A 15,875-nucleotide genomic window follows, 5' to 3' on the forward strand; every position below is an offset into this window, starting at 1 on the left:
TGAACACTCCTGTAGGTTTTGTTCTTTTCAGATGAGGGCAGATTACTGCGCATCCAGTTGTTTGCCACGGGTTTCCGGCAGGCTCAACGCCGCAAGGATCACCACCCCGTAGGAAACCGCCGCGAACGCCCCGATGCCTACGCTCAATGGCACCTTCTGGCTGAGCAAGCCGATCAACAGCGGAAACAACGCCGCCAGCGCCCGGCCTATGTTGTAGCAAAAGCCCTGGCCCGAACCGCGAATCCGCGTCGGAAACAACTCGGTCAGGAAGGCACCCATGCCGCTGAAAATCCCGGAGGCAAAGAAGCCCAACGGAAAGCCCAGCCACAGCATCACGCCGTTACTGACCGGCAATTGGGTGTAAAGCAACACGATGGTGAACGAGCCCACCGCGAACAGAATGAAGTTTTTCTTACGGCCAAGGATGTCAGTCAAATACGCGCTGATGACGTAACCGACGTAGGAACCGACGATCACCATCGCCAGATAACCGCCCGTGCCGAGTACGCTCAAACCACGTTCGTTCTTCAGGAACGTCGGCAGCCAGGAAGTGATTGCGTAGTAACCGCCCAGTGCGCCGGTGGTCAGTATCGAAGCGCGAAGCGTGGTGAAGAGGATGCCGGGGGCGAAAATCTCGTAGAACTTCGCCGGGTTGCTCGGTTCCTGTTTGGCCTTGGCTTCGCGGTAGATTTCCGGGTCCTTGACCAGGCGGCGGACGAAGATCACGAAAACCGCCGGGACGATGCCGAGGATAAACAGTGCGCGCCACGCGTCTTCCGGTGGCAACACCGAGAACAGCAGCGCATACAGGATCGCCGTCAGCCCCCAACCCAGCGCCCAGCCCGATTGCACCATGCCCACCGCTTTGCCACGGTCCTTGGCGCGAATCACTTCACCCATCAGCACCGCGCCGGCGGTCCACTCGCCGCCAAAACCGAAGCCCATCAAGGTGCGGCTGATCAGCAGTTGTTCGTAGTTTTGCGCGAAGCCGCAGAGGAAGGTGAAGAAGGCGAACCACAGCACCGTCAGTTGCAAGGTGCGCACGCGGCCGATGCGGTCGGAGAGAATCCCCGCCACCCAGCCGCCGATGGCCGAGGCAATCAGCGTACTGGTGTGAATCAGCCCGGCCTCGCCGGTGGTGATGCCCCACATCGCGATGAGGGTCGGCACCACGAAGCTGAGCATCTGGGTGTCCATGCCGTCCAGGCCGTAGCCGATCTTGCAGCTCCAGAATGTGCGGCGTTCTTGCTGATTGATGTTGCGGTACCAGTCGAAAGGTCCCGGGCGAGCCGTGGCTTTCGGGATGACGGTGGTGTCGGGCGCACTCATGGCAACTCTCCGTGCAAATTTTATTGGTATTGTTCTGAGCCCCGACGACGCCTATCGTGGGAACCGGATGGCCTGATTTTTGGGCGCTGGGCCCTGTTGCGTCCAACTAATAAAAACCCGCCTTAGACATAAGAAAACTTTATCCACGAGCTGACCCCATGAACCTGAAGTTTCTCGAGACCTTCGTCTGGGTCGCCCGACTCAAAAGTTTTCGCCTGACCGCCGACAAGCTCTTCACCACCCAGGCGTCGATTTCCAGCCGCATCGCCGTGCTCGAAGGCGAACTCGGGGTGAAGCTGTTCCTGCGCGATTCACGCGGCGTGAGCCTGACGCCCGAAGGCTTGAAAGTGCTCGAACATGCCGAGCAGATGATGGACACCATGCAAGCGCTCAAGCAGTCGATCGAGACCCGCTCCAGCAAGGTCGGACGGGTGCGCATCGGCGTGATGGACACGGTGATTCATACCTGGCTGAGCCCGTTGGTGGCACAGATGACGGATCACTATCCGCTGGTGGAAATCGAGCTGGTGGCCGATACCTCGCTCAACCTCTGCGATCAGCTGCAAAAAGGCTTCCTCGACTTGATCCTGCAAACCGATCTGCTGCGTCAGGAAAGCGTGCGCAGCCTGGAGCTGGCCAGTCACCCGATGGGCTGGATCGCTGCCAGCAACTCCATCTACAACCGCGAGTATTCCAGCGTGGCCGATCTGGCGCGGGAGCGGATCATTACCTACTCGAAAAACTCACACCCGCATCAAGAGGTGCTCGCGTTGATGCAGGCCAATGGCGTCATGACGCCACGGCTGAACTGCGTGAATTCGGTGTCGGCGATTACCCGGCTGCTGCGGGACGGTTTCGGCATTGGCGCGTTGCCACCGGTGCTGGTGGCCGAGGAGCTGGCGCGCGGCGAATTGACCTTGCTGGCCATCGATCAACGGCCACCGGATTTACAAGTGGTGGTGTCCTGGCGGACCGGGGCGGAATGGGTCGAGGAGATTGTCGCGTTGTGTCAGCAGGTGCTGGCGGGGTATGCGCGCAAGGTCGGCGAAAACTACATCGTCCTTGCGCGCTGATCACTTACAACCCGCGTAAATCCCGCTCTTCAATCGGCCGGCTCTGGCGCAGGCGCTTGCCGCCCAGCACCACCCAGTCGATCAGCCGGAACAGGCATTCAATCCCGAACGACAGCAGCAACGCGCCGCTCATGCCCCAGATCATCGCTTCCGGCGTCAGCAGGATCTGGTAGCTGTAGCCGTTCCAGGTTTCCTTGCGGATATCCGGGTCGGCGGCCAGTACAACCTGCAGGAAGCGGATGTACCACGGGCCTTGCATGGCCTGGAATTGTTTATCGAGGGCCAGTTGACGGGTCAGCAGGTTGCTCAGGCTGTCGGCATCGCTGCGGAAAACCGGGTCTTCGCTGGCGCGGTAGTGGGCGACCAGGGCCTGCATGTCACCCTTGAAAAATTGAATGGCGGTGCCCTGAAAACCGCTCAAGCCGGTCTGCGCCTCAATCAGGTGCGCTTCGACCCGCTTGGCGTAGTCGTTGATGAACCCCGGCACCTGGACGCCGATCAACAGGCCCGCCGCGAACAACACCAGCCGTAGATAACTGAGCAACATGGGGGAGAATCCTTATTCGGTCTTGCCCTGGCTGACGCATTCACCGCGTCGCCAGAGGCTCCATTGGCCCGGTTCGTAGCGGGTCCAGGTTTCGTTTTCGGTCAGGGGTTCGGTGGCGATGACCGTGACCACGTCGTTGGGCGTGGTTTCGGCCTGGAAATCGACGATCACGTCGACATCCTTCAAGCGCGCCGGGCCGAACGGTGCACGGCGGGTAATCTGCGCCAATTTGGTCGAGCAATAGCAGAACAGCCAGTCGCCGTCGCTGAGCAGGCAGTTGAACACGCCTTTGCTACGGTATTCGGCGCACGCGGCTACCAAATCCGGCAGCAGTGTTTCGATCTCTACCGGTTCCGGGAACGCCGCGCGTACGCGGTTGAGCAGATCGCAGAACGCCGCTTCACTGTCGGTATCGCCGACCGGGCGATAAAAGCTGGTGATCGGCTGAAAGTCCGCCAGTTGGCCGTTGTGGGCGAAACACCAGTTGCGCCCCCACAGTTCGCGCACGAACGGATGGGTGTTGGACAGGCAGACTTTGCCGACGTTGGCCTGGCGGATATGGCCGATGACCACTTCGCTCTTGATCGGATAACGTTGCACCAGGTTGGCGACTTCAGACTCGCTGCTCGCCGCCGGGTCCTGGAACAGGCGCAGGCCGCGGCCTTCATAAAAGGCGATGCCCCAACCGTCACGGTGCGGGCCGGTGCGGCCGCCGCGCTGCATCAGCCCGGTAAAGCTGAACACGATATCGGTCGGCACATTGGCGCTCATGCCCAATAACTCACACATGCTCGGACTCTCTGTAAGGCAGGGGCAAGGTTACAAACGCGGTTCGACGCGCATACGCTGAGGGTTGCTCGGGACCGGCGGACGACCGTAACGGTCATCACCGGCACCGCCGAAAGGATGATCGTCGTCAGGGTCGTCGGCCCGGGCCGCAGCCTTGGCGGCTGCCGTGCGTTCCTTGCGAGCATTGGAAGCGCGTTCGATCGGGAAACGGATCGCCACGAACACCAGGTAAATGCCGAAGGCGATCATGCCGTACATGAACAGGTCGGAGACCGCTCGCCAGGCATTGTTGCCAACCTTGAACGCGAGATCGAGGGCGGTAATGGCGATGGCCGGTGCGACTTTTTCCTTCACCGGATCGATGATCGTCGGGCTGAACAGCAACACAGCGACCAGCAGTCGCAGAGGCTCGCGCAACCAGCGCCACATCCAGCGGGTCATGCGCATCCACACCAACAGGCAGCCTAAAGCGGCGAAGGCGTAAAGGCCCCAAGCGATCAGATAGTCGTTCTCGGTCATGGTGTCCATGGCAAGGCAGGCAAAGAGGCGCTTATAGTAACGACTTTTCGCACATCAGGCTTGCCCCAATGCCGGCCGGCTATGCACAAACACTGTGGGAGCGAGACCGGCTTGCCGGCGAAGGCGTCCTGTCAGCAACATTGATGGCGACTGACACACCGCTTTCGCGAGCAGGCTCGCTCCCACAGGGATTTGCGTCATTTGCCTATAGCCTGCGAACCCCTCTATTCCGTACATCGCCCGAGAGCCCTTCATGCCCCAATCCGCCAACATCACCAGCGCCCCGATTGCCCACAAGGCTGAAGGTTCTGACCCGTATGCCTGGCTGCAGGAACGCGACACCGAGGTGGTGCTCGATTACCTCAAGGCTGAAAACCGCTATCTAGAGGCGCAAACCGCCGATCAGGCCGGCCTGCGCGAAACCCTCTTCGAAGAGATCAAGGGCCGGATTCTCGAAACCGACCTGTCGCTGCCCTCCCCGTGGGGCCCGTATCTGTATTACACGCGCACCACCGCCGGCGACGAATACGCCCGTCACTACCGCTGCCCGCGCCCGGCAGATGACAGCCTGCAACTCGACGAAAGCCAGGAACAGCTGCTGCTGGACCCGAACGAACTGGCCAACGGCGGCTTCTTTTCCCTCGGCGCGTTCAGCATCAGCCCGGACCACCAGCGCCTGGCCTACAGCCTCGACACCACGGGCGATGAGATTTACACGCTGTTCGTGAAGGAATTATCCAGTGGCCGCGTCAGCGAACTGGAATTCGCCGACTGCGACGGCAGTATGACCTGGGCCAACGACAGCCTGACGCTGTTCTTCGGCGAACTGGACGACACCCATCGCCCACACAAACTGTTCCGCTATCGACTGGACGGCACGGCGGCCGAAGAAGTGTTCCATGAGCCGGACGGCCGCTTCTTCATGCATTGCTACCGCTCAAGCTCGGAGCAGCAATTGCTGCTGGCGCTGGGCAGCAAGACCACCAGCGAAGTCTGGGTGCTCGACGCGTTCCAGCCGCAACAGGCGTTTACCTGCGTGGCGCCACGGGTCGAAGACCATGAGTACGACGTCGATCACGGCGCTCTCGATGGCCAGTGGACCTGGTTCATTCGCACCAACCGCGACGGCATCAACTTTGCCCTGTACACGGCCGTCGATACCGGCGTCGCGCCGACCGAAGCCGACTGGCAGAACCTGATCCCCCACAGCGACACCACGATGATCGACGGCATGAGCCTCAACGCCGGCGCCCTGACGCTGAGCCTGCGGGTCGGCGGCTTGCCGATCATCGAGGTTCACCCGCAAGACCTGCCGAGCTACCGCGTGCAATTGCCGGATGCGGCCTACAGCCTGCACGTGCAAAACAGCCTGGAGTTCGTCAGCGAGCGGATCCGCTTGCGCTACGAAGCATTGAACCGTCCGGCGCAAATCCGCCAACTGGACCTGGTCAGCGGCGAACAGAAAGTGCTCAAGGAAACCCCGGTGCTCGGCCCGTTCGACGCCGACGCCTATGTCAGCCAGCGTCTTTGGGCGACTGCGCCGGACGGTACGCAAGTGCCGATCAGCCTGGTGGTCAAGCGCGAAGCCCTCGGCAAGCCGACACCCCTTTATCTGTACGGCTACGGCGCCTACGGCGAAAGCCTCGACCCGTGGTTCTCCCACGCGCGCCTGAGCCTGCTGGACCGCGGCGTGGCGTTTGCCATTGCGCACGTGCGCGGCGGAGGCGAGTTGGGTGAAGCCTGGTATCGCGCCGGCAAACAGGAACACAAGCACAACACCTTCAGCGACTTCATCGCCTGCGCCGAGCACCTGATCGCCAACGGCTTCACCACCTCACAGCAATTGGCGATCAGCGGTGGCAGTGCCGGCGGGTTGTTGATCGGTGCGGTGCTTAACATGCGGCCGGAGCTGTTCGGCGCGGCGATTGCCGAAGTGCCGTTCGTCGATGTGTTGAACACGATGCTCGACCCGGATCTGCCGCTGACCGTCACGGAATACGACGAGTGGGGCAATCCTGAAGAGCCGGACGTTTATGATCGGATCAAGGCCTACGCCCCGTACGAAAACGTCACCGCGCAGGCGTATCCGGCGACGCTGGTGATCGCCGGCTACAACGACAGTCGCGTGCAGTACTGGGAAGCGGCGAAGTGGGTAGCGAAATTGCGCGCGACCAAAACCGATACCCATCAACTGCTGCTCAAGACCGAATTGGGCGCCGGGCATGGCGGAATGAGTGGCCGTTATCAGGGATTGCGTGACGTAGCACTCGAATACGCATTTGTTTTCGGGGTTTTGGGCATTGCCTGAGGAACTTGGCTCGGTGATTCGGTCTTAACACCAGAACGCCGAGCCTGCCCTTGTAGGAGCGAGGCTTGCCCGCGAAGGCGGCGTGTCAGCCAAGAGGGATGTTGAATGATAAGGCCTCTTCGCGGGCAAGCCTCGCTCCTACAGAGAGCGCTCCATAATCCCGTAAAGACACAAGAAAAAGACCGTGACGACATGTCAGAACCGACCTTACTGAACAACGAAATCCGCGACTGGCTGATGGACTGTGGCCTGTTCGATCAACTGCTGCCCGCCGACTTCGCAGCCGCCTCGGGCTACTTCAGCATCAGCACGGTGGCCGAGGGCGAAGAGATCTTCCGCGAAGGCGATGCCGGCAGTTTCATGTGCATCATCCATACCGGCCAGGTCGCGGTACAAAAAACCAACAGCGACGGACAACGGGTGACCATGGCCACGCTGCGCAGCGGTCGGGCGTTCGGCGAAATGGCCGTGCTCGATGGCGAACGGCGCTCCGCCAGTTGCGTAGCCGCGAGCAATTGCCAGCTGCTGAACCTGGGCAAGGATTCCCTGGAAAAGATGCTCAACGACGCGCCGAAAATCGCCGCGAAGATCATCCGCGCCCTCGCCGTCTCCCTGTCAAAACGCCTGCGCATGGCCGACGGCCAGCTACTCTCGCAGCAGGTTTAACCACCGGGCGACTTGATCTTCGTGCGGTTCTGCTCAAGCCCCGGCAAGGGCTGATCCTTGGGCGGGCTGGGCACGATGATCGGCGGCAACAGCGGCGGCCCGCCACTGCCAGGCCCGACTTTGGGCACACTGTTGGGGGTGATCTGCGGGTACGGCGTCGGCGTTGCCGTGCCGGGCGAACCGGGCAGCGGCGACGGGCTGGTCGGAATGGTTTGCAGCTCTTGGGCCTGCACTGCAGTTATCGAGAGCGCGGCCAAGGCAATGACCGTTAGAATGGTGCGCTTCATCAATGGCTCCGTTAGCCTTGTTGTCTGTTTGCAGGCTACTCCCAACTGCGTTCGTTTGCCTCCCCCATGCCCTTCCTCCTCAAGAGAACCCCATGAAACGTTTCGTTCTGCTCGACACCGCGCCTATCCCTGAAAACGGCGGTGCCCTGTGCCTGTTCGAATACGGTGAGGATTTCGTCATCAAGATCCAGGGCGGCGACGGCGGACAATTGATGAATACGCGCATGCACGGTTCCGAAGATGCCCTGGCCGAGATCCCCTGCCGCAAGGTTGCCGGACGGCCGAATTCACGGGTATTGATCGGTGGCCTGGGCATGGGCTTTACCCTCGCCTCGGCCCTCAAGCATCTGGGCAAGAGCGCTGAAGTGGTGGTCGCCGAACTGGTGCCGGGCGTGGTCGAGTGGAATCGCGGGCCGCTGGGCGAGAAAGCCGGCAACCCGCTGCTGGATAAACGCACGGTGATTCGCATGGAAGACGTGGCGAACGTGCTGCAGGCCGAACCGCAAGGTTTCGATGCGATCATGCTCGACGTCGACAACGGTCCCGAAGGCCTGACCCAGCGGGCCAACAGCTGGCTCTATTCCGCGGGCGGCCTGAGCGCCTGCGCCAAAGCCCTGCGCCCAAAAGGGGTGCTGGCCGTCTGGTCGGCCAGCGCCGACAAGCAGTTTTCCGACAAACTGAAGAAGGCGGGCTTCAAGGCCGAGGAAGTCCAGGTCTTCGCCCACGGCAACAAGGGCACCCGCCACACCATCTGGATTGCCGAGAAGCTCAAGGGCTAGGCTAAACTTACGTCATAACCGTCATTAGTCTTTTACAAAGGTGAACCCATGAGTTCGTCAACACCGACCAACACCTCGAAGCTGGACCGCATCCTCGCCGACAACCAGCGCGACAAGGAAATGGGTTACCGCGACAAAGCCCTGAAGATGTACCCGCACGTGTGCGGCCGCTGCGCCCGTGAGTTTTCCGGCAAGCGCCTGAGCGAACTGACCGTGCACCACCGCGACCACAACCACGACAACAACCCGCAGGATGGTTCGAACTGGGAATTGTTGTGCCTGTATTGCCACGACAACGAACACTCGCGGTATACCGACCAGCAATATTTCGGTGAGGGCTCGTTGAGCACGCCGAAGATTGCCAAGGCGACGCATAACCCGTTTGCGGCGTTGGCCGGGTTGATGAAGAAAGACGACTGAATATCTTCATTGCCTGACCCGGCCCCATCGCTAGCAGGCTAGCTCCCACAGGGGATCTTCTGTGCACATAAGTGTTTGTGAACACCCAAGATCCAATGTGGGAGCTAGCCTGCTAGCGATAGCAATTGTTCAGGCACCACCAATCTCAAACCAGACACCCCCTCCCCCAATCCCCGTATAATCGCCGTTTTTTCCCCGAAGGCACCCCGCTCGTGGCAGACAAACGGTACAGCTGCATTGGTTTGTTCAACCCAAAATCACCGGAAAACGTCGGCTCGGTCATGCGCGCCGCCGGCTGCTACAACGTGGCGTCCGTGTTCTACACCGGCAAGCGCTATGACCGCGCCGCCGACTTCGTCACCGACACCAAACGCGTTCACTACGACATTCCGCTGATCGGCATCGACGACCTGAAAAAAATCCTGCCCCTGGGCTGCGTGCCGGTGGCCGTGGAACTGGTCGACGGCGCCCGTTCGCTGCCGGAATACACCCACCCGGATCGCGCGCTGTACATCTTCGGCCCGGAAGACGGCTCGCTGGATAAAGAGATTCGCGACTGGTGCGAAGACGTGGTCTACATCCCGACCACCGGTTGCATGAATCTTGCGGCCACCGTCAACGTCGTGCTGTACGACCGCATGGCCAAGGGCCTCAACACTCGCTCCGGGCCGAAATTCCGCTGAACCGACGCACATCCGATGGAACAAGCCGCCCGCCTCGGCAGTCAGCTTAATTATGTATTCTTGAAGCAGTCCTTCCAGCAGGAGACAGATCATGAGCGAACTCAAACGCGTGGAGCGCATCGAATCCACCCCGTTCCAGAGTCCTTCCGAGCATAACGTCCACGGTTGGGAACGCGCAGGCTCCGTCGCCGGCGGCCTGGTGATGGTGGGCAAAGGCCTGCGTCGCGGCGGTATTTTCGGATTGATCCAGGTGGCGATCGGTGGCGTGGCGCTGGCCCGTGGCATCACTGGCCACAGTTCGGCCAAGAGCCTGTTGGAGAAGAGCCGTCAGGACATGAACAACGTGCGGGCGAAGATCGAGCGTGCCGGGGAAGACCTGGCTCGGTTGAAGGCGAATGCCGAGGCGGCGACCAAAACTGCCAGCGTGCCCGGGAATGATTCGTTGAAGTCGCCGAAAGCCGGGGTTTGATCCGGGATTTTGTGTCGCGGTTAAGGGCCTCTTCGCGGGCAAGCCTCGCTCCTACAAGGGATCACGCGGTCCTGTAGGAGCGAGGCTTGCCCGCGAAGGCGGTGTTACTGAAGCAACCCGGTATCAAGCACCTTGGAAGACTCGCCAATCACGCTCTCGGCCAGTTGAACGAATTCCTTGGTATCCACACTCTCCAGGTGCATCGCCCCGCGCAACACATCATCAAGCGAGCGTTTGTTGCGGGTTTTAATGCGAATTTCCTGATCCAGTTCACTCAGCAATAGAACCGCTTTGCCAATCTGTGCCGGGCTGATCTGCTCGCCCCGCAACGTCGTGACCTTCTGGCTATCCTTGGCCAACTTCTTGTGCAAACTCTCATACCGCTCATCACTCATGCCACCGGCGCGGCGCACCAGTTCGATGGCGTAATACTCGGCAAAGCCTTCGCTGATCCAGTCGCTGCGCTGCTTGTCGTTGATGCGCCCGAACACCTGGGCCAGCTCACGCACCAGCGCGCTGCTGCCACTTTCGCTGACCAGTGGCAGACGCGAATTCAGATAGATCGATTCTCGCGCCGCCAGACTGCCGCGCCACATCGGGTCGTTGGCGCCGACGATCAGCAATTTGGCGGGATGACGCGGAAACACGGCCTGCACTTGCGGCCAGACGAACGTCAGCAGCGTCAGCACGTCCATGCGGCGCATGCCCTGGCCCTGAGGCGAGGCGACGGTGACTTCGGTTTCCCCAAGCCGGGTGCGACGGCTGCCGAGGTGACCGGCGAGCATCCAGCCGGTTGGCCGGTCGAACAAGCGCGAGACGTTGTCGATGCGGAATTTGTTCTTGCCGATCCGCGGCCAGGCGGTTTCGACGCTTTTCCATCCGGTGGGCAATTCGAATTCAAGGCGTGACACCAATTCGATGCCGTCCTGCTGATCGAGTCTGGCGGCCGGTACCAGGTCGTCGCCGCGCATCAGCGCCCAGGTCGGGGTCATGCGCGTGTCGAAGCTGCCGCTCTTGCGACCGTGGCTGATGCGCACGCGGTAGGTCAGGCTGGCCTTGTCGGCCGCCGGGCGCCAGACACCCCGGGCCTCTTTGCCCGGCGTGAGTTGCCATTGGCCGTCGGCCTTGAAGTCGCTGTAATGGCTGCCGTCGCCAAGGTCGAAATCCAGACTGCGCACCGCAGAACCCTGGGCCAGCGTCAGGCGCACTTCAGCCTGATCGCTTTGCGGCAACAGGCGCACGTGGTAATCCAGATCGACTTTTTTCGCCGCCCACACCGACGAACTCAGGGCCAGCAGCCCAACGGCCAACGCCAGCCGCAATCCCACAGCCATACACACTCCCTTGTAAAACTAACCTGCGCGGAAAATCAGATGGTCTTCCCAATCGTCCTCGGGCACGCTGCCTTCGGCGAGCATGCGCCCGGACTGGGAAATACGTTCGTGATGCACGGCATCGCGATCACCGCACACCAGATGGTGCCAGAGTGGCAAATCCTTGCCCTCGCTGACCAGGCGATAACCGCAGGTCGGCGGCAGCCATTTGAACTCATCGGCCTTGCCCGGTGTGAGCTGAATGCAGTCCGGCACGAACTCACGACGGTTGGGGTAATCGCTGCACTGGCAGGTTTTCAGGTCCAGCAGTTTGCAGGCGATGCGCGTGTAATAAACGCTGTTGTCGTCTTCATCCTCAAGCTTTTGCAGGCAGCACAGGCCACAACCGTCGCACAGCGATTCCCATTCCTCTTGATCGAGTTGATCGAGGGTTTTGCGTATCCAGAACGGTTCGACTTTGGCGGCCATGGCTCAAGCATCAACATCAGGTGGTGAAAAGGCCGCCAGTCTAGTGCCAAGGCCGTTGCGGGCCAAGCATTGGCGACTGCCGGTAGAACGCGCTTGTCAGTTTTTGCGCTGCCCAGTAGGGTTTCGCGTCGCCCCTCACTTTCAAACGTAGCAAGGAATCTATTGATGAGTGCCAATCCACGCGTTGCCGATTATGCCATCCACCCTCAATTCACCGATCGCTGGTCGCCCCGCGCCTTCACCGGCGAGGCTATCTCCGAGGAAACCCTGCTGAGCTTCTTTGAAGCCGCACGCTGGGCGCCATCGGCCTACAACTCGCAGCCTTGGCGGTTTCTCTACGCGCGCCGCGATACGCCGAACTGGGAGCGTTACCTGGGCCTGCTGAACGAGTTCAACCGCAGCTGGGCGCAACACGCCTCGGCGCTGGTGATCGTGATCTCGAAAACCACCTTCACAGCGCCCGGCGCCACCGAAGAAACCCCGGCGCTATGGCACACCTTCGACACCGGTTCTGCCTGGGGCCACCTGGCGCTGCAAGCGAGCATCAGCGGCTGGCACACTCACGGCATGGCCGGTTTCGATCAGGAACTGACCCGCAAGGAGCTGAACATTCCTGAAGGTTACGCACTGCACGCGGCAGTGGCGGTGGGCAAGCTGGGGGACAAGGCGACGCTGGCGGATTACCTGCAAGCCCGCGAAGAGCCAAGCCCGCGTCGTCCGTTGAGCGAGTTGGCGGCTGAAGGCGACTTCACCCTCTAAGCCACACCGCAAAACCAATGTGGGAGCGGGCTTGCTCGCGAAAGCGGTGTACCTGACAGAGTTAATGTCGACTGACACACCGCTCTCGCGAGCAAGCCCGCTCCCACATTTTTTATTGCAGTGGGCTCAATACCCGCGATTGAAATCCACTTCGCCGCGCAACGCTTTGCCCGCCTGATACGCCCGCAAATTCTCGACAAACAACTTCACCATCATCGACGGCGAAGTTGGTGCGGAGCTGTGGCCGGTCAGCAGCAGGCCCCAGGCCGTCCAGAACGGATGACGTTGCGGCAGCGGCTCCTGACGGCAGACGTCGATCACCGCGCCCGCCAGATGCCCTTCCTTCAAGGCTTCCACCAGATCCGCATCGACCACCGCCACGCCGCGCCCGACATTGATGAACAACCCGGTCGGCTTGAATTGCTTGAACAGCGCCGCGTTGTACAGGTCGTGAGTGCTCGGGGTGTTCGGCAGCAGATTGATCACGTAATCCACTTCACCGACCAGGCGCGGCAAGTCCGCCAGCGCCCCCACTTCGACAAACGGAGCCTGCTCGCGGGCTTCGCTGGCGATGCCATACAACTCGACGCCAAACGGCAGCAGGAACTGCGCGACGGTCTGGCCGATATCGCCGGTGCCGACGATCAAGACCTTGCGCCCCGCCAGGCTTTGGCCCTGACGGCTGTCCCATTTGCGCTCGACCTGACTGACCAGCCGCGGCAGCACTTCGCGTTCGTGGCCGAGCATGTAGGTCAGCACGTATTCAGCCATGACCTGACCGAAAATCCCGACAGCGCGAGTCAGGCGATAGTGGCGCGGCAAACCGTCGGCCAGCAGCGGCGTGATCCCGGCCCACGTCGACTGCAACCATTGTGGCTGGTGGCCCTGACGCAACAGAGTGGCCAGGAGGTCCGGCTGACCCAGCCAGATCGGGCAATCGGCAGCCTGACTGGCCAGTTCGGCGGAGTCACCGCTGGTCAGCACTTCCAGATCAGGTGCTGCCTGACGCAACAGTTGGGCATACACAGGGTGGTCGTGTTCAGCAATCAGAACGCGCATGGTTCAAACCTTTCAAAAGCAGTGCAGACGGCCGCCGAGGGAGTATCGCTCCCTCGTTGCGGCCATCGCCAAAATCATTCCAGTTTTTCATAAAGGCTCTGAACAGAGCCTGTCTGCCGACTACATCGGGTCGTTGCGTCGCAACAACTCTTCCGGCAAGTGTTCGATGTATTCGTCTTCGGCCGGTGGCATTTGCAGGTGATAGCCCTGCTTGTCGAGGTTTTCCAGGACCACGGCGATGTCCTCGCGCGACAGCTTGCGCTCGGGGGTCAGCACCAGATCGAAGGCGTGGATGGCTTTGCCGAAGGCCGCCATCAGTGTTTCGGGCACGCGCTCCAGTGCATCGCTCTTGAGCACATAGAGGTACATTTCGTTTCTTTTCGAGCTGCGGTAGATGGAGCAAATACGTTTCAAGGCTGTTCTCCGGCGGTGGCCAGGCTGTCGAGCAGCGCCTGGCCCATCAATTCGCGGCGCCAGCCACGCAGCGAATCAGGCAATTGGTAAGGACCATTGGGGAAGCCGCTCTTGAGCAGCGCTTCCAGGGTTTTCTTGCGCAGCATCAGTTCCGGCGCAACGTTCAGTCGCTCGGCTTCGGCCTGGCCGAGCGCACGCAACTGTTTGATCAGTGCGGCAGCATCCACCGGCAACGGTTCCGGCACGGCAGGCGGCCATTGATCTGGCGACACACTGCCAGAGCGCTTGATCAGATCAAGCAGAAATTCGCCGTCCTGACGCACGGTACGCGGGTGCATGTCTTCGATTTTCGCCAACGCCCCGAGGTTGTCCGGTTGCGTGCGCGCCAGCGGCCACAGGGAATGTTCACGGATGATGCGATTGCGCGGCAGATCACGGGCGCGGGCCTCGCGCTCACGCCAGGCACAGAGTTCACGCAAAACGGCGAGCTGAGCGCGAGACAACTTCCAGGCCAGTTTCGCTTCGCGGTAAACCTCGTACGGGTCGACTTCACGACGCAGGTTGGCCACCAGCTCGGCGCCGTCTTCCAGGACCCAGGCGTATTTGTCGTCAGACAGCTTCGGACGAAGCTGTACGAAAACTTCTGCCAGGTGCAAGGCGTCTTCGGCGGCGTAGCTGATCTGGGTGTCGGACAGCGGGCGTTGCAGCCAATCGGAACGGGTCTCGCCCTTGGGCAGGTCGATGCCGAGCACTTCCTGCACCAACCGCGAATACCCCATGGAGAAACCGAGGTTCAGGTAGGCGGCGGCCAATTGCGTGTCGAACAGCGGCGCCGGCAGGCTGCCGGTCAGGCGCAGCAACACTTCGAGGTCTTCGCTGCACGCGTGGACGACTTTGACCACGGCCGGGTTTTCCAGCAACGCGGCCAGGGGTTGCCAGTTGTCGATGGTCAACGGGTCAATCAGGTAAGCGCGTACGCCATCGCCGATCTGCAGCAAACCCGCGATCGGATAAAAGGTGTCGACCCGCATGAATTCGGTGTCGAGGGCAACGTAGGGCAGCTGCTGCCACTCGGCGCAAAACCGGCCGAGGCTATCGTTGTCGCGAATCCAGTGAATATCGATGGCCACACGGCTCTCCCTTGAAGAATGGCGCGCAGTATATATCGCCCCCGGCGATTTCCGCGCCTCCACTGAACAAGAGCTTTAGCGAAAACACCTGCTTGTTAGCAAGAATAGTCTGACGGAGGGAGGTTATCTGGCCTTACGCAGCACGTAGACGCGCATCCGCGTGCAACCGGGCAGGAAATCCTGATGGCTGAGTAAACGGAACCCGGCCTGTTTGAACTCGGCTTCCACCTCGGCCTTACTGGCCAGATGCCGGGCATGAGTGCCTTGTGCATCGGGTTGCCGGCGTTTGAAATGAGCTTCGACCCGCACCGCGACAATCACGGTGTCGCGGCTGACCCGGTGGAACTCACCGAGCATGGCTGACCGATGCTCGGCGCAGGCGATGTGCTGAAACAGTTGCATGCAAAAAATGCAGTCCACCGCATTCGCCGACAAGCCGATGGCGAACGCCGAACTCTGAAAGGTCTTGACCCGTTTCAGCAGCTCTTGCGGATGATGGATCGGGGCGTGATCGAGCATGTCCTGCGACGGATCGGACGCCAGGATCACCCGGTTAGCATGTTCGGCCAGCACCGGCCAGAAACGTCCGGCCCCGCAAGCAACGTCAAGAATCAACCCCGGCTCGCCGGCCACCTTGAGCGCGTTGCGCACCAACTGCTCGTCCCGCCAGAACGCCAGGCGCCCGGCCAGGCCACGCGGACGCGGCTGCATGCAGACGCGGGCGTGTTCCTGGTCATAGCGCCGGGCGAACTCAAGCTCGAAGGCGGATGGGGGTTGAGGGGACATGTGTGATTGCTCTTGTAGGAAAATCTACCGGCCGCAGGTTAGCGGCCGATACGTGA

Annotated in this window: 19 protein-coding genes; 8 read left to right on the forward strand and 11 right to left on the reverse strand. The window is 61.1% G+C overall.

Annotated features, from left to right (window positions below; genetic code table 11):
• Nucleotides 1-42: 42 nt before the first annotated feature.
• Nucleotides 43-1,329: an MFS transporter gene (locus tag ACM6IO_RS02785; RefSeq protein WP_008035057.1), complete on the reverse strand. Its 1,287-nt coding sequence runs from the start codon at nt 1,327-1,329 to the stop codon at nt 43-45.
• Between the two features lie 158 nt (nt 1,330-1,487).
• On the opposite strand from ACM6IO_RS02785, the gene ACM6IO_RS02790 reads away from it, so the two are divergent.
• Entirely contained in the window at nt 1,488-2,402 is a 915-nt protein-coding gene (locus tag ACM6IO_RS02790) for a LysR family transcriptional regulator (protein ID WP_008035056.1), read from the forward strand.
• A 4-nt stretch (nt 2,403-2,406) separates the two neighbouring features.
• Here ACM6IO_RS02790 and ACM6IO_RS02795 read toward each other — a convergent pair whose 3' ends face one another.
• From ACM6IO_RS02795 to ACM6IO_RS02805, 3 genes are read right to left on the reverse strand one after another with little or no spacing between them, the layout of a single operon-like run.
• On the reverse strand, nt 2,407-2,949 hold the full coding sequence (locus ACM6IO_RS02795) for a DUF2937 family protein (RefSeq protein WP_008035055.1): 543 nt from the start codon (nt 2,947-2,949) through the stop codon (nt 2,407-2,409).
• 12 nt (nt 2,950-2,961) lie between these two features.
• Nucleotides 2,962-3,738 carry a class II glutamine amidotransferase gene (locus tag ACM6IO_RS02800; protein ID WP_008035054.1) on the reverse strand — a complete coding sequence of 259 codons (777 nt, stop codon included), beginning with the start codon at nt 3,736-3,738 and terminating at the stop codon, nt 2,962-2,964.
• Nucleotides 3,739-3,768: 30 nt separating this feature from the next.
• Nucleotides 3,769-4,266, reverse strand: a complete 498-nt coding sequence (locus ACM6IO_RS02805; RefSeq protein ID WP_192228710.1) for an MFS transporter — start codon at nt 4,264-4,266, stop codon at nt 3,769-3,771.
• 244 nt (nt 4,267-4,510) lie between these two features.
• Between ACM6IO_RS02805 and ACM6IO_RS02810 the strand changes: the two genes are divergently transcribed.
• Together ACM6IO_RS02810 and ACM6IO_RS02815 are read left to right on the forward strand one after the other, a co-directional pair.
• A complete protein-coding gene (locus tag ACM6IO_RS02810; RefSeq protein ID WP_414910867.1) occupies nt 4,511-6,565 on the forward strand; it encodes a S9 family peptidase in 2,055 nt (684 codons plus the stop codon).
• Nucleotides 6,566-6,757: 192 nt separating this feature from the next.
• Nucleotides 6,758-7,231 carry a cyclic nucleotide-binding domain-containing protein gene (locus ACM6IO_RS02815; protein ID WP_008035048.1) on the forward strand — a complete coding sequence of 158 codons (474 nt, stop codon included), beginning with the start codon at nt 6,758-6,760 and terminating at the stop codon, nt 7,229-7,231.
• Here ACM6IO_RS02815 and ACM6IO_RS02820 read toward each other — a convergent pair.
• Nucleotides 7,228-7,518 carry a hypothetical protein gene (locus tag ACM6IO_RS02820; protein WP_192228708.1) on the reverse strand — a complete coding sequence of 97 codons (291 nt, stop codon included), beginning with the start codon at nt 7,516-7,518 and terminating at the stop codon, nt 7,228-7,230. The two genes, ACM6IO_RS02815 and ACM6IO_RS02820, sit on opposite strands and share 4 nt — an antisense overlap.
• Before the next feature lie 92 nt (nt 7,519-7,610).
• Here ACM6IO_RS02820 and ACM6IO_RS02825 point away from each other — a divergent pair, with 92 nt between their 5' ends.
• From ACM6IO_RS02825 to ACM6IO_RS02840, 4 genes are all read left to right on the forward strand, one after another.
• On the forward strand, nt 7,611-8,297 hold the full coding sequence (locus ACM6IO_RS02825) for a spermidine synthase (protein ID WP_008034788.1): 687 nt from the start codon (nt 7,611-7,613) through the stop codon (nt 8,295-8,297).
• A 48-nt stretch (nt 8,298-8,345) separates the two neighbouring features.
• Nucleotides 8,346-8,717, forward strand: coding sequence for a YajD family HNH nuclease (locus ACM6IO_RS02830; RefSeq protein ID WP_008034789.1), 372 nt, complete (start codon nt 8,346-8,348; stop codon nt 8,715-8,717).
• A 212-nt stretch (nt 8,718-8,929) separates the two neighbouring features.
• The gene (locus ACM6IO_RS02835; RefSeq protein WP_008034973.1) at nt 8,930-9,400 is read left to right on the forward strand and encodes an RNA methyltransferase; all 471 of its coding nucleotides are present in this window, start codon (nt 8,930-8,932) and stop codon (nt 9,398-9,400) included.
• Between the two features lie 91 nt (nt 9,401-9,491).
• Nucleotides 9,492-9,869, forward strand: a complete 378-nt coding sequence (locus tag ACM6IO_RS02840) for a DUF2892 domain-containing protein (RefSeq protein WP_414910868.1) — start codon at nt 9,492-9,494, stop codon at nt 9,867-9,869.
• 104 nt (nt 9,870-9,973) lie between these two features.
• Here ACM6IO_RS02840 and ACM6IO_RS02845 read toward each other — a convergent pair whose 3' ends face one another.
• Both ACM6IO_RS02845 and ACM6IO_RS02850 read right to left on the reverse strand, forming a co-directional pair.
• On the reverse strand, nt 9,974-11,203 hold the full coding sequence (locus ACM6IO_RS02845) for a hypothetical protein (protein WP_223415200.1): 1,230 nt from the start codon (nt 11,201-11,203) through the stop codon (nt 9,974-9,976).
• An 18-nt stretch (nt 11,204-11,221) separates the two neighbouring features.
• Entirely contained in the window at nt 11,222-11,671 is a 450-nt protein-coding gene (locus tag ACM6IO_RS02850) for a YcgN family cysteine cluster protein (RefSeq protein WP_008034970.1), read from the reverse strand.
• A 165-nt stretch (nt 11,672-11,836) separates the two neighbouring features.
• Between ACM6IO_RS02850 and ACM6IO_RS02855 the strand changes: the two genes are divergently transcribed.
• Entirely contained in the window at nt 11,837-12,430 is a 594-nt protein-coding gene (locus ACM6IO_RS02855; RefSeq protein ID WP_008034969.1) for a nitroreductase family protein, read from the forward strand.
• Nucleotides 12,431-12,556: 126 nt separating this feature from the next.
• On the opposite strand, the gene ACM6IO_RS02860 is transcribed toward ACM6IO_RS02855, so the two are convergent.
• The 4 genes from ACM6IO_RS02860 to ACM6IO_RS02875 all read right to left on the reverse strand — a co-directional run bounded on the left by ACM6IO_RS02860 (nt 12,557) and on the right by ACM6IO_RS02875 (nt 15,819).
• Nucleotides 12,557-13,489 (reverse strand): D-2-hydroxyacid dehydrogenase, encoded by a 933-nt coding sequence (locus tag ACM6IO_RS02860; protein WP_414910869.1) that lies wholly within the window; start codon nt 13,487-13,489, stop codon nt 12,557-12,559.
• 120 nt (nt 13,490-13,609) lie between these two features.
• Nucleotides 13,610-13,903, reverse strand: a complete 294-nt coding sequence (locus tag ACM6IO_RS02865; protein ID WP_192419483.1) for a YcgL domain-containing protein — start codon at nt 13,901-13,903, stop codon at nt 13,610-13,612.
• Nucleotides 13,900-15,033: a ribonuclease D gene (gene rnd, locus ACM6IO_RS02870; protein WP_008034962.1), complete on the reverse strand. Its 1,134-nt coding sequence runs from the start codon at nt 15,031-15,033 to the stop codon at nt 13,900-13,902. Before rnd ends, ACM6IO_RS02865 begins: the two co-directional genes overlap by 4 nt.
• A gap of 123 nt (nt 15,034-15,156) precedes the next feature.
• A complete protein-coding gene (locus tag ACM6IO_RS02875; protein ID WP_192228704.1) occupies nt 15,157-15,819 on the reverse strand; it encodes a class I SAM-dependent methyltransferase in 663 nt (220 codons plus the stop codon).
• Nucleotides 15,820-15,875: the final 56 nt, after the last annotated feature.

The sequence above is a fragment of the Pseudomonas sp. IT-P44 genome, from assembly GCF_949768225.1.
Lineage (GTDB): Bacteria > Pseudomonadota > Gammaproteobacteria > Pseudomonadales > Pseudomonadaceae > Aquipseudomonas > Aquipseudomonas migulae.

What these genes read in the sequence shown, in the direction of transcription:
- ACM6IO_RS02785 (WP_008035057.1), bottom strand. Translation starts at nt 1,329, where the DNA reads ATGAGTGCGCCCGACACCACCGTCATCCCGAAAGCCACGGCTCGCCCG.
- ACM6IO_RS02790 (WP_008035056.1), top strand. Translation starts at nt 1,488, where the DNA reads ATGAACCTGAAGTTTCTCGAGACCTTCGTCTGGGTCGCCCGACTCAAA.
- ACM6IO_RS02795 (WP_008035055.1), bottom strand. Translation starts at nt 2,949, where the DNA reads ATGTTGCTCAGTTATCTACGGCTGGTGTTGTTCGCGGCGGGCCTGTTG.
- ACM6IO_RS02800 (WP_008035054.1), bottom strand. Translation starts at nt 3,738, where the DNA reads ATGTGTGAGTTATTGGGCATGAGCGCCAATGTGCCGACCGATATCGTG.
- ACM6IO_RS02805 (WP_192228710.1), bottom strand. Translation starts at nt 4,266, where the DNA reads ATGGACACCATGACCGAGAACGACTATCTGATCGCTTGGGGCCTTTAC.
- ACM6IO_RS02810 (WP_414910867.1), top strand. Translation starts at nt 4,511, where the DNA reads ATGCCCCAATCCGCCAACATCACCAGCGCCCCGATTGCCCACAAGGCT.
- ACM6IO_RS02815 (WP_008035048.1), top strand. Translation starts at nt 6,758, where the DNA reads ATGTCAGAACCGACCTTACTGAACAACGAAATCCGCGACTGGCTGATG.
- ACM6IO_RS02820 (WP_192228708.1), bottom strand. Translation starts at nt 7,518, where the DNA reads ATGAAGCGCACCATTCTAACGGTCATTGCCTTGGCCGCGCTCTCGATA.
- ACM6IO_RS02825 (WP_008034788.1), top strand. Translation starts at nt 7,611, where the DNA reads ATGAAACGTTTCGTTCTGCTCGACACCGCGCCTATCCCTGAAAACGGC.
- ACM6IO_RS02830 (WP_008034789.1), top strand. Translation starts at nt 8,346, where the DNA reads ATGAGTTCGTCAACACCGACCAACACCTCGAAGCTGGACCGCATCCTC.
- ACM6IO_RS02840 (WP_414910868.1), top strand. Translation starts at nt 9,492, where the DNA reads ATGAGCGAACTCAAACGCGTGGAGCGCATCGAATCCACCCCGTTCCAG.
- ACM6IO_RS02845 (WP_223415200.1), bottom strand. Translation starts at nt 11,203, where the DNA reads ATGGCTGTGGGATTGCGGCTGGCGTTGGCCGTTGGGCTGCTGGCCCTG.
- ACM6IO_RS02850 (WP_008034970.1), bottom strand. Translation starts at nt 11,671, where the DNA reads ATGGCCGCCAAAGTCGAACCGTTCTGGATACGCAAAACCCTCGATCAA.
- ACM6IO_RS02855 (WP_008034969.1), top strand. Translation starts at nt 11,837, where the DNA reads ATGAGTGCCAATCCACGCGTTGCCGATTATGCCATCCACCCTCAATTC.
- ACM6IO_RS02860 (WP_414910869.1), bottom strand. Translation starts at nt 13,489, where the DNA reads ATGCGCGTTCTGATTGCTGAACACGACCACCCTGTGTATGCCCAACTG.
- ACM6IO_RS02875 (WP_192228704.1), bottom strand. Translation starts at nt 15,819, where the DNA reads ATGTCCCCTCAACCCCCATCCGCCTTCGAGCTTGAGTTCGCCCGGCGC.